The organism is Clostridioides sp. GD02367 (genome assembly GCF_045900275.1).
Classification (GTDB): Bacteria; Bacillota; Clostridia; order Peptostreptococcales; family Peptostreptococcaceae; genus Clostridioides; species Clostridioides difficile_A.
The window spans coordinates 357,966-371,053 of record NZ_JBJODK010000002.1 but is presented as its reverse complement, the minus strand read 5'-3'; the positions used below and the strand labels follow the sequence as shown (position 1 = coordinate 371,053).

The window sequence follows — 13,088 nt, the reverse complement described above, 5'->3', positions numbered from 1 at the left end:
TTACATATAACTTCTATTTCTAAAGAATTGTATACTTATCTTTTTATTATTAAAACTAACACCATATATTTCCATTATTTATTTAATTATATATTTTTATTATCCATTTAATTATATATTTTTATTAAATCCTATTGTATACATTCTCATCTATTATAATAACTTTTCTATTTTATATCTATTTATTATATTTAAAAATACCAAATCTACTAACATAATAATCATATTTCAAATACTTATCAAAAAATTTTTACATATTTCAATCATCTAACATTGTCAAATACAAAATTATTCAAATTTTCAAAATATATTCTACATATATAATATGTAATTATAATAAAAAATGCTATAATTAACATATTATTAATTCGTTTTATTATTGTAGTACGGGTATGAAATTATGAAAAATATTTGTCTAATTAAAAATGTAATTTATCCATATTTGTTTATTGTAGATACAGACTATGCAAAATAAATAGCATATATTTCAGTTTAAAAACATATATAGTCTATATTCAGACTAAAAAAGTATAAATAGTCTATATAAAACAACTTAAACTATGAATATAATCTAAGGTGGAGGGATAATAATTGGCAAATATAGGAAAAATAATAGGAGATAGAATAAAAGTCTATAGAACAAAAATGGGATATAGTCAAGAATTTCTAGCAGAAAAAGCAGGTTTACATACAACATATATTGGTCAGATTGAGAGAGCTGAAACAAATACATCCATCAATATTATAATGAAAATCGCTACTGCTTTGAATATACCACTTGAATTGTTATTTGCAAATATTATTACAGCAGAAGGCATTGATAACTCTATACCTTTGGAATGTTATGAAATGATTAATAAATTAACTGAAAAGGAACAAGCCGCAATGTTAGAGTTAATAAAATGCATTATTAAATACAAAGAAATATAAGTGAGGAAAGTAATGACAGTAATGAATTGTATAGGTAAAAGACTTAAAGAAGAACGTAAAAAAGCGAATTTAACTTCAAAAGAGTTTGCAAATATGGTTGGAGTATCACCTTGGTATATAAATCAAATAGAAAGTGGTAAGAAGAATCCAAGTCTTAAAACATTCATAAAATTTGTAAGTGTATTAAATATCTCTGCAGATACTCTTATAAAAGATATTACTCCCATTGGAAAGACATATTTAGAAAATGATATAAATGAAGCGTTAAAAGACTTAAATTCGAGAGAGCTAAATCTGATATTGCAGATTATAGATATAGTAAAAAAGAATAGAATATAGATTCTTTATATTTTATATAAACAAAAAGGTTATTTGAAATAAATAACCTTTTTTTGTCTTTTTGTGTTAACATTGTCTTATAGTGCTAATTAGCACTATTAGACCATGTTCTATGGCCTTATTTTAATATAAAACGATTGGAGATAGGCTATGATTGTGATTGAAGGTAGCGATAAATTTAAGATTGCAAAAGAATATATTGATGTAGAATATACTCTTTTTAGCAAAATCAATTTTAGGTATGAAAAGTTGAAATTTAAAGATAACACTGAATTAGAAAAAATCAAGATGTTTAAATATAAAAATGACTACATACTTAATAAGTTAAACCTTATTTTGGGAAATGAGCTTTGCTCTTATAAAAAACAGATAATTAGAGAAACTGTAGATACTCTAAGATTGACAGAACTTTTTTCAAGTGACAATATAGAAGATATTAAATTCATAAAAGACGATATAGAAAAATTAGAAATTAGCATAGAAAAAGTTGTGAAATTTAAACGTCGAAAAAACAGAAATTATGTTTGTTGTTACTGTCCTGATATGTATAGAGATGTAAAACTAGATAAAGAATCCGTCAATAAAATATATAGTAGAAAAATAAAAATTGAAAAAGAAGTTAATATTTTTGAAGATGAAGATATTATAATAAACAAAAAAGTATTTAAATTCCCAAAATCTTGGACTAAGAATATGCAAAAATATTGGTTAAATGAAAATAAGTATCCTGTACATTCTAGTGTAATAGATGATGATAGATACAAATGTTGTAATGTACAATACTCAAAAAACAGAGTAATACTCTTGTATTACATATATAATTTATAGTGTTTTAATGGCATATTTCAAATATGCCATAGTTGATTTATAAGATATTACTTTTCACGTTTTTAAATCATTTAATACTATTATGTAATAAACTAAGTACTGAATTCAACTCTTTAAATGATATTTGCCCTGGCGCTGAACTATTCTTAGAAGCTCCAAAAGTCAATGCAGAACCGAATATTTCCCCACATAATCGACTTATAACTCCAATTCCTGACATGGACATTGTTATGATTGGTCTATCTGCATAAACTCTAGCCATTTCATTTGTAGCTTCAAGTAACACTAGCACATCGTTTTTATTTTGTGGCATAACAGCTATTTTAGGCAGATCTGCTCCTAGCTCTTGCATTCTACATAAACGAGATATAATTTCTTCTTTTTTTGGTGTTTTATAAAAGTCATGATTAGAGATGATTACTTTCACTCCATTTTTATGAGCAAAACCAACCATTTCATCTACAATTTCATCTCCTATAAATAACTCTACATCTATTAAATCTACCAAACCAGTATTAGAAATCTCTTTATTCAATGTAATATAATAATCTTTTGATATTGATTTTTCTCCCCCTTCCTCTACATTTCTAAATGTAAATAATAAAGGTATATCAGATATGTAACTTTTTAATTCATAAAGCATATCCTTAACTTCCTGAATATTTTCCACATTCTCAAAAAAATCAACACGCCATTCTATAATATCCAAACAAGTTTCTTTTAATAATTTAACCTCTTTTATAATATCTTCTTTGTTTTTCCCTATAACTGGTACACAAATCTTAGGTATGCCTTCTCCTATATTAATATTTTTTACTTGAACTATCTTATTCATACTCTCCTCCATGCATAAAAATCCTGTAGGATTTTAGATTCTCTTTTTTCCACAACTTTATTATACAGTAAAAATGATATACATTATATATAATAAATCTCATATATTAAGTATATTTAAAGTTAAATTTACTGTGATACTTTATAATATTCATAATATTCTTTAAATTGTATTTTATATAATATATATTATTCTCGATGTTGATAGAATTAATCTACAAATTATGGTATAATTATGTAGAAATAACTCGAATTTCATTACTTATGAAGGGATTGAATATCAATGAACCTAAATCATTTGCATTACTTCAGAGTTTTAGCTAAAGTTGAGCATTATACAAAAGCAGCTACTCAATTATCTATAACTCAACCAAGCTTAAGTCATGCTATATCAGCTCTTGAAAAAGAATTGGGTACTTTTTTATTTGAAAAGCAAGGCAGAAATGTTCGTCTTACTAAATATGGTAAATTTTTTCTAACCTATGTTGATAAAGCATTAGGTGAATTGGAAAGAGGAGAAAAAAAACTTAGAGAATATACTAGTATATCAAAAGGTGTTGTAGACCTAGGATTTATTTACACATTAGGTGCTCACTTCATTCCAAATATAATTGGTAATTTTTTAGAAAAAGAGTCAAATAAAAATATCTCATTTTCATTTGGTCAAGGTACTACAAAGAAGATTATACAAGGTCTAAAGGATGAGAAATTTGATTTGGCATTTTGTTCTTTTGTTCCAAATGAATCCAATATAGATTTTACAGCTATACTTCAAGAAGAATTGGTTGTAATAGTACCATATAGCCATCCTTTAGCATCAAATGATAGTGTAGATTTAAAGGATACAGAAAATTATCCGTTTATATTCTTCAGCGAAGATAGTGGGATTAGACCAATCATTGATAATCTATTTGAAAAGGTCAATGTAAAACCTCAAATTATCTGTGAGACAGAAGAAGATACTGCCGTTGCAGGACTAGTCTCCATTAATTATGGAATAGCTGTCGTTCCAAATATCTTTGCACTTAAATACTTTAATGTAAAAATTTTATCCATAGCAAACCCTATCCATGAAAGATACATATACTTAGCTACAATGAAGAATAAATATTTAACGCCTGCCGTTAGTGAATTTAAGAATTTTGTTATTGATTATAGCAAAACCAATAATTTAATAGATATAAACTAAGAAACGAACTAGAAAAGGGATTGTATCATATACTATGACACAATCCCAGGTAAATTTTAAAATTTATTAAAAATAGTCTGAGAAGTATGGATTTTCACGTTCAATAAGATTTTCTAACAAACAGACTATACCTTTATCACAAATAATCCGTTTTATTTTATGAAGATACGTTGGTCTTTTATAGCCAAGTAACATAGTTGTAAGTGTTTGTATATCAAGCATTAAATCAACCTTATTACCACCAACAGTTAAGATACCTTTCCCATCTTTAGAAACATTTAGTGTAAATACTCCTGTATTCCAATCTAGTAAAGGGTCTTTCAACTGAAAAACTAATTTTACATCACTTTCTTGTCTCTTAAATGGGTATTGACTTATAAATTGTTCTATGTCAACAATTCTTCCCATAAAATATGGTTTTATATTTTCTTCAATATCTCCATCTTCAAGTAAAAATGCCAATGGTTCATCTGTATATGTATTGCCAACTACTTTATTTATCATTGAAAAGTGAGCACTTATAAAATTCCATAATCCTGTACGTGCTTCTTCTTCTACAAATACCATCTCTTTAATATAGAATATTTCTTCAGAAATCCAATACAATACATAACCTTGTGCGTTATGATTTTTATCATAATAAATAGCACAAGTCAGTTCTTCTAAATCCCAACGCCAGTATTCTTCCCATGCTAGTTCACTTCTAATCATGCACGCATGGTTCATTTTAGAAAAACGTTCATAGACACTTCGTATATCTTTATGTTCTATGCTTGCACGTTTAACTTCTCCTGAAACAACTTTTGTTTTTGGTAATTGAGTATCCTTAATTTCAAAAGATATTTTATCGGATATTATTTCCCATCCCTTACGACGATAGTATGGAATTGAATATGGAAATAAGTAAGATATAGATTGTTTTCTTTCTCGCATATCTGCTAATGCTTGTCTCATTAATTTATCCATAAGACCTAGATTAGAATATTCTGGATATGTTCCAACACCAGTGAGACCACCCATATCATATTCTTTACCAAATATGTTGATTTTAAATGGATAAACGGCTATTTGAGATACTAGTTTATCTTCATCAAACCAACCAAGCACATCGGCTTGTCTTAATACAGGTAATTTAGCAAGTGTTATTTCTCTTTCTTCCCAACCAACTTGTTGTAAATCATGGTTTGTCACTTGAAATACATAACGTAACAATTGATTGAATTCTTGTAAATGCTTAGTTTCTACATTCTTCATTTCGAGTCTCTCTAGTCGACTCATAATAAAACCTCCTAAAAATAAGTACATATAAATACTATCTATTTACTTAACATAGATAATAAGTTTATACAAATACTAAGTTAATATTTATATAATCATAATTCTACCATACACAAGATATTATAGTCAAATTACTATTAAAAATTAAGTATCTCTAAGATACTCGTATAATTCAAATTAAAAATTATTTTTTATTTAATCTATACTAAGTGGTTGCAAGTTTTATGGTCTTGATATATAATCAATTAAATATACAATTGTTATAAAATGTTATATAGTCAAAAGTCTGTTTTTAAATATCAAATATATGGATTTAAATTTAAATATAAATGCTATTTAAGGAGTGATTCTGTGAAGAGATGTATTGCAATAACGGAATAGTCAAACATAACATATTATAAAGGAGAGATTTAAACATGACTATTCCAAATTCAAATAAAATATACCCAAGAAGTAATGATTATCAAACTGTATACCTTAAAAATATAATCACAAAAGAAAATATAGAAGTTGGAGATTATACAATATATAATGACTTTTATAATGACCCAAGAGATTTTGAGAAAAACAATGTATTATATCATTACCCAATAAATAACGATAAATTAATAATTGGTAAGTTTTGCTCAATAGCATGTAATTCAAAATTTTTAATGACTAGTGGAAATCATACAATGAAATCACAGTCTACTTATACCTTTCCTATCTTTTATGAAGAATGGGGCTTAGATGTCTGCCATATAAAAGATGCATGGGACAATAAAGGCGATATTGTAATTGGAAATGATGTATGGATAGGATATGATTCCATAATTATGTCAGGAGTACATATTGGTGATGGTGCAATTATTGGAACAAGAGCAGTAGTTACTAATGATGTTCCACCATATTCTATTGTTGGAGGCATACCTGCAAAAGTCATAAAAAAAAGATTTAGTGATGATACAATTTCAAAGTTATTAGAAATTAAATGGTGGAATTGGCCATACAAAAAAATTCAATCAAATATTGATTATATCCAATCAGGAGATATTGATAAATTAGTTTAATATTTGATGACTATTTATATTAAACTTAATTTTAGTTATTATCTTTATAAGAGATTATTTAGAGCTATTGTATTGCCTTTAATACATAAAAAAATAAAATAGTATTAAAATTCATAATCAAAAAGTAAAGTAACTTTATACAAGGTTACTTTACTTTTTATTACCTATAAAAGATTTAATTTTTCTAATGTTGTTATTATATTTCTTCCTTCCCTAACCCCATCTATTATTCTTCTAGCAACTTTGCTATCTCCTATGTTTAAAATTTCCACATTTCTTGGTTCAAAATACTCCTTTAAATCACTTAAAATTGGATTATTAGAACTCATACCTAAGCATATAAATCCGTAATCAAAATCTAGCAAAAATTCTTCTTCATCTTTCTTTACTTTAAAAGTATTTTTCCCAACTTCTAATAATCGTGTATTTGTATATACATCAACATTGTAATCTTTTAGCATTTTATCCATTGTCACCTTTGTTATAGGGTCTAAATCTTTTCCTACTACTGGCAACATCTCAACTATACAAGTTTTAGCCTTATTTTCTGAAAAGAATTCTACAACATCTAATCCAACAGCTCCTCCTCCTATAACAACTACTTTCTTAGCTCTCAAATCTTCCGTTTTGAAAGATTCTATATCATCAAACAGTTTGAATATGGAACTTACATTTTCTCCTTCTCTATCTATTCTATCCAATAAGCCAGTTATTGGAGGAATCAATGGTCTTGAGCCTGTAGCATTTACAATTATGTCAGGCTTTAAATTTTCCAAGAACTTAATATCAGCTTTTGTATTTCTAAATATAATTAAATTTTTTAATTTATTAACTCTTTGTGTCAAGTACTTTGGAAAATCGTGTATTCTCATTTTATCTGGAAAAGTCGATATTACTTTAGCAAGTCCTCCTATCTCTTCTTTTTCTTCTACGAGAAATACATTACATCCCACTTCTGCTGCTGTGGCTGCTGCTTCAAGACCAGCAGTTCCTCCTCCTATAATAACTACATTTGTTTTTTTGTTTACCTTCCTTTGTGTATATTCTTCTCCATTTATTAAATCGGGATTTACTGTACATCTAATAGGTCTATTGGAGCCAATCCTATTACCTGCACATCCTATATTACATGAAATACACTTTCTTATTGAATCTTCTTTTCCATTTTGTACTTTTTCAACCCAATTAGAATCAGCTATGAGACCTCTACCAATACCTATAAAATCTGCTTCACCATTTTCAAGTATTTTTGATGCTATTTCTGGATTTCGTATATTTCCCGTTACTATAGTTGGTCTACCAAATTTTTCTTTAACTGCTTTAGATATGTATGAACGCCATCCATCTTCCAGTGTCATCTTATCTATTTGAAATTGTATAGAATCATTTAATGCTACTGATACATTGTATATATCCACTTCTTCATCTAAATATTCTAGAACTTTTAGAGTATCAGCCAGAGTATTTCCTTCTTCCATAAATTCATCAGCACTTATTCTTAAAGATATTGGAAATAATGGACCTACCTCTTCTCTAACTTTATCAATCACTAGTTTTGCAAATCTACTTCTATTTTCAATATTTCCACCAAAGTCATCAGTACGCTTATTATAAATTGGAGATAAAAATTGACTTATTAAGTATGAATGACCTGCATGTATCTCAACTGCATCAAAACCTGCTATTTGAGCCCTCTTAGCTGCTTCTCCATATTTTTTTGCGATATTTAAAATTTCTTCTATATCTAGTTCTCTAGGAATTGCTCCTCCTTTTTTTGAAGGTACATTTGAAGAAGATACAGGAACTAAACCATCTATCCTATCTGGCATAGCAGAAGCTCCTGAATGATTAATTTGTATTGCTACACATGTGTTATACTTATGTAGGGTCTCTGTTAATTTATATAAAGCAGGTATATATCTATCATGGTCTATTCTTATCTGTGTTGTTCCATTAGAACCTAAAGGGAAATCCACACAAGCATTTTCTACTATTATAAGCCCTGTTCCCCCTTTTGCTCTTTGTTCATAATATTTGATATGTTCATCTTTAAATTCTCCACTTTCACCACCAAAATTTGTCCCCATTGGTGGCATAACTATTCTATTTTTTACATTCATCCTTTTTATAGTTAATGACTCAAAGATATTTTGATATTTTTTCATTTCTATTCCTCCACACATTTTATATTTGCAATTTTTATAAATTAAATTTATGTATTTATTATAATGCTAAGAAATATATTAAACCAGTGCATGTTTTAATCATTATTAATAGATATTTTCTATGAATCATCCTTATATCTTCTTACAAAAAAATCATGCTACATTAATAGTAAATGGCTATTAATGTAGCATGATTTTTTCAATCTAGACAATTTTAGCATTTTACTTATCAATCAATATGTATTGATAGGTAAAAGCTACAACCTTCTATATTCTTCTCTTTTTAATTTTTGATTACTTAGATAGTAATCAATCTCATCAATTAAACGCTGCTTATCATCAGGTAATATACCTTTTAAGTTAACATAATTAGATGCATGATTACTTCTAAATACAATTTTTTCACTGGCATCTATATTTTTTATCATCTCTTTAATTTCTTGTAATACAGCTTTATCTTCCAATATTGTAAACTCTCCTGCCTGAAGTAAATCATAAAGTTCAGTATTAGGTTCTACCATTAAACTAAGTACACCAACATAGTCTGGAGAAATTGCTCCTAACATTTTTCCAGTGTCAACTGCATGCTGATGTGTTTTTTTAGTTCCTCCAATACCTGCTATTACTGTAGATGATAATTTGATACCACTTTTTTTAACTTTTTTACCAACTTTTATTAATTGTTCACTATTAAATCCTTTTTTAATATCTTCTAATACATCATCATTTCCACTTTCAAGTCCTAAATAAATCATCTTAACACCAAGTTCTCTTAACTCTTTAAGTTCAGCATCAGATTTTTTCTCTATAGATTTAGGTGAGCCATATAAAGTAATTCTTTCACATTCTGGAAAAACTTCTTTTACATATAAGATTATATCTCTTAATTTCTCCATTGGTATTATCAATGCATCTCCATCTGCTAAAAATATTCTTTCTACATGTCTATAATGTCTTCTAAATATATCAATTTCATTTTTTATTACTTCTAATGGCTTTATTTTAAATTTTTTTGACTTGTACATGCTACAAAATGTACATTTGTTGTGAGAACATCCTAGTGTGACTTGTATTATAAGACTATAAGCCTCACTTGGTGGTCTATACAGTGGCATATCATATTCCATATTAAAATCCCCCTTGTAATCGAATCTTCATTCTATTATATTATTAATATTTAATTAAAATAATACTTTATATAATTATAGACTTTAAATTTTAATTTAAGATATATTCTTTAAAAATTTAATAATACTATTAGCAGTAATATTAAGTTGCTTTTCTTGACTTATAATAGCATCGTTATCTCCTTTTTGTTTTCCATAATCTCCAAATTGTGCATGATTTCCACCTTCAATTTCAACATAAGTTGTATCATCAGGAAGTTTTTGTTTTGATTCTACAAGACTTTTAAAATTGACTACACCATCTTTACTTCCCCATATAGATATAACTTTTTTGCCTAGCTGTTTCAGCTCATCACCCATTGGATAAGAAGATAAAAATACAACTCCATCGATTAATTTATTATCACGTGCAAAATTTGCTGCTGCAACTCCTCCTAACGAATGGCCTCCTATTACCCAATGCTCTATATTGTTGTAAGAATCCATAACTTTCTGAGCTTTGTTGGTTCCAAGTAAGGCTATATTAAGTGGCATCTTTACAATTACTACCTCATATCCACTTTCTGCTATTTTTCTAGCAAGTGGTGCATAAGATTCTATTTCTACTTTAGCCCCTGGATAGAAAATTAAACCTTTTGAAACTTTTCTTCCTTTTGGTGTAAATGAAATATTTCCATTTACAGTTACCTCTACTTTACTATTACTAACCAAAGCTTCTTTTGCTAGTTTTTGAGGTTCATATGTTTTATTTATCCATATGAAAAAACCAAGTAAAATCAATACAAATAGTATACCTATTCCCTTGAATATTTTATTCTTTATATTAAGTTTTTTATTATTATTATTTTTATCATCTTTGTTTTCAACCTCATCATAAAGTAAAGGTCTCTCAAGTTCCATAGTTATACTAAATGTATCATATTTCTTATTACGCTTTACCTTTACATCTTTACTCATAAATCTAACCCCCATAATATTTGAATACTATTATAGTTTATCCTAAGTAAATTGTTTTTTCAACCAATGAAAAAAATCAATATTTTAACTATTTTCATACAAAATTCATAAATATATGTTTTTTGCTTTTTATATACTATTTTTTTAATCTTATATAAAATAAATAGTCATATATTTATTCTAAATATATGACTATTTCATGGTTTAATTAAATCAATATCTATGCTGTTTCTTCTATTGAAACTCTAGTGATATCACTTATTCTATACATTTCGTTGACACCATTTAAAGTCTGTAGCAAATTTAGACAAATTATTTTGTCACCTATATTCTTAGAATTTTTAATACTTTCTAAAATTATCATTCTTCCTTCATCATACTTATCTACACTGTAATTTGAAATATAATTAGTATCTCTCAATATTTTTTCTATATCTTCATCTTTAATTTTATTCTTATTAATATTTATATATAGATTATACATATTACTTATTAGTAATCTCTGATTTTCTAAAAAATCTTCTTGATATTTATCTTTATATATAGCATTTATCAACATAATTCTATCTTCAATAAGTGATGGTACCAATAATAAATTCTTTATGTAATAAGTATTAGTCACATTTTCTATAGAATTATTGACTTCATCAATTATATTTTTAACTATTCCTTTATACATGTCTATGACATGTTGATAACCAGTTTTAGCATCATATGGTAATATAAACTTATTTACTATTAATGCAATAATGGCTCCTAATGCCACATATGAAATCCTACTTATGGTTAAAACATTAGGGTCTCCCATAACTACTGCTGAGCCAAGAGCTGAAACAGTTACACACATCATTAATTTCCTGTAATCAACTACATAAGAGTTTATATATCCTGCTAAGAGAACTATTAATGACCTTAATGTACTATCTTTTATTATTGAAAATGAAACAATAAATATTATAGCTCCCACAAGTGTACCTTCTATTCTTTTTCTAGACCTTTGAATGCAATTTTCTGCATAAGGTTGTGTTAATGAGAACACAGTTAACATTATCCATCTCCCATCTCTTAAATGGAAATAGTCCATAATAAATCCAGCTATAGATGTAGCTAAAGCAATCTTTACTGCATAAGAAAATCTTATAGAGTTTAAATTGAAGTTTTTCTTGTATATTGATAGTCTTTTAAATTCCTTTGGTATCTTTGATTTTCTTTCAGCCTTTTTTTCATCTCTTGTTTTTACTTTTTTATAATCTAATAAAAATTCATATAAATTTTCTAACACATTATAAATTTCTTTTAAATTTATATTTTTAGTATCTTGAGCAATAACATAATCTCTAAATCCTAATATTTCTTTATCACTTATTGTATCTTTATTTTCTAAGCACATTTTAATATAGTTTACTTCTTTAAACCCTACAGTTAATACGTCTGCTTTACTATCGGTGTTACTTTCTTCTATAATATTTTTTATATCTTCATCCTCAAATTCTTTACTATCTGTCTTATATCTGTCCAGTATTAAATTTATTCTTTCTAATGAAAATAAAATATTTATTATGTCTATTCCTTTAATACTTATATAAAAGTCATCTTTTCTGTTATCAAAAATAACCATTTTAAGACTTTTGGATATAGAGTTTATTCTATAATTACAACTATCCATTTTTCTAATATGAGATTTATTTATAGAATTATCATCATTAATAATATTTTTTAAAAGACTAATTTTTTCTAACAGTTCATCACATATAGATATTAGTTCCTTATCACCAACGTTTTTCATTCTATTTCTGTTCATAACAAACTGGGCAATCATTATTGTAACTGCGCCAATAGCTAAAGCTGACAATCTCATAGGAAGTTCACTTATTCCTACAGGTATACTTACCATAAATATATACATTAGACCAAAAGGTACATATACTGCTCTTTTTAGGTCATAACTAAACACATATCCTATTATAAATAATGCTATAAAATTTAATAAAATTCCTAAATACATATTTTGTACTGCAAAAAATGATAATACTCCTAAAATTATATTTATTGCTAAATATTTTAGTAAATTTTTAATTGGAGAAATGGTTAAATCTCTTTCTAATAGTGTCAACATAGCCGTTACTATACCTACGCCTATTAGTGTATTCTTACTTCCAAATAAATATATAAATACAGAAATAAATGCTATTATAAAAATAAACATTTTTGTTTTTGATATTACCAGTTTTTTTGTCATCATATCCCCCCTAAAAATTTCAACAAGACCTATTTTATCACATTTGTTGCCTTATTCAAAATCGTCTTTTTTACGGCAGGATTCTAACTTTTATAATTCATAATATATATATAATTCATAATATCACACACTTTATTATGTATATATACATAT

The 13,088-nt window shown here is 26.7% G+C and carries 11 protein-coding genes; 5 read left to right on the top strand and 6 right to left on the bottom strand.

Annotated features, from left to right (window positions below; translation table 11 throughout):
* Window positions 1–591 precede the first annotated feature (591 nt).
* The 3 genes from Q3223_RS03630 (at window position 592) to Q3223_RS03620 (ending at window position 2,097) form a co-directional block, all read left to right on the top strand.
* Window positions 592–930 (top strand): helix-turn-helix domain-containing protein, encoded by a 339-nt coding sequence (locus tag Q3223_RS03630; protein WP_054270682.1) that lies wholly within the window; start codon window positions 592–594, stop codon window positions 928–930.
* A 12-nt stretch (window positions 931–942) separates the two neighbouring features.
* On the top strand, window positions 943–1,269 hold the full coding sequence (locus Q3223_RS03625) for a helix-turn-helix transcriptional regulator (protein WP_223195593.1): 327 nt from the start codon (window positions 943–945) through the stop codon (window positions 1,267–1,269).
* A 150-nt stretch (window positions 1,270–1,419) separates the two neighbouring features.
* Window positions 1,420–2,097 carry a hypothetical protein gene (locus Q3223_RS03620; protein ID WP_284182054.1) on the top strand — a complete coding sequence of 226 codons (678 nt, stop codon included), beginning with the start codon at window positions 1,420–1,422 and terminating at the stop codon, window positions 2,095–2,097.
* Window positions 2,098–2,164: 67 nt separating this feature from the next.
* Here Q3223_RS03620 and aroD read toward each other — a convergent pair whose 3' ends face one another.
* Window positions 2,165–2,932: a type I 3-dehydroquinate dehydratase gene (aroD, locus tag Q3223_RS03615; protein WP_054270684.1), complete on the bottom strand. Its 768-nt coding sequence runs from the start codon at window positions 2,930–2,932 to the stop codon at window positions 2,165–2,167.
* Window positions 2,933–3,214: 282 nt separating this feature from the next.
* On the opposite strand from aroD, the gene Q3223_RS03610 reads away from it, so the two are divergent.
* Window positions 3,215–4,120: a LysR family transcriptional regulator gene (locus tag Q3223_RS03610; RefSeq protein WP_054270685.1), complete on the top strand. Its 906-nt coding sequence runs from the start codon at window positions 3,215–3,217 to the stop codon at window positions 4,118–4,120.
* Window positions 4,121–4,186: 66 nt separating this feature from the next.
* On the opposite strand, the gene eis is transcribed toward Q3223_RS03610, so the two are convergent.
* Window positions 4,187–5,398: an enhanced intracellular survival protein Eis gene (eis, locus tag Q3223_RS03605; protein ID WP_054270686.1), complete on the bottom strand. Its 1,212-nt coding sequence runs from the start codon at window positions 5,396–5,398 to the stop codon at window positions 4,187–4,189.
* A gap of 416 nt (window positions 5,399–5,814) precedes the next feature.
* Between eis and Q3223_RS03600 the strand changes: the two genes are divergently transcribed.
* Window positions 5,815–6,447: a CatB-related O-acetyltransferase gene (locus Q3223_RS03600; RefSeq protein WP_054270687.1), complete on the top strand. Its 633-nt coding sequence runs from the start codon at window positions 5,815–5,817 to the stop codon at window positions 6,445–6,447.
* A gap of 164 nt (window positions 6,448–6,611) precedes the next feature.
* Here Q3223_RS03600 and Q3223_RS03595 read toward each other — a convergent pair whose 3' ends face one another.
* The 4 genes from Q3223_RS03595 to Q3223_RS03580 all read right to left on the bottom strand — a co-directional run bounded on the left by Q3223_RS03595 (window position 6,612) and on the right by Q3223_RS03580 (window position 12,935).
* The gene (locus tag Q3223_RS03595) at window positions 6,612–8,612 is read right to left on the bottom strand and encodes an FAD-dependent oxidoreductase (RefSeq protein WP_219673337.1); all 2,001 of its coding nucleotides are present in this window, start codon (window positions 8,610–8,612) and stop codon (window positions 6,612–6,614) included.
* A 257-nt stretch (window positions 8,613–8,869) separates the two neighbouring features.
* On the bottom strand, window positions 8,870–9,739 hold the full coding sequence (locus Q3223_RS03590; RefSeq protein ID WP_054270689.1) for a radical SAM protein: 870 nt from the start codon (window positions 9,737–9,739) through the stop codon (window positions 8,870–8,872).
* A gap of 96 nt (window positions 9,740–9,835) precedes the next feature.
* Window positions 9,836–10,696 carry an alpha/beta hydrolase gene (locus tag Q3223_RS03585; RefSeq protein ID WP_054270690.1) on the bottom strand — a complete coding sequence of 287 codons (861 nt, stop codon included), beginning with the start codon at window positions 10,694–10,696 and terminating at the stop codon, window positions 9,836–9,838.
* A gap of 220 nt (window positions 10,697–10,916) precedes the next feature.
* Entirely contained in the window at window positions 10,917–12,935 is a 2,019-nt protein-coding gene (locus Q3223_RS03580; protein ID WP_407811660.1) for an FUSC family protein, read from the bottom strand.
* Window positions 12,936–13,088: the final 153 nt, after the last annotated feature.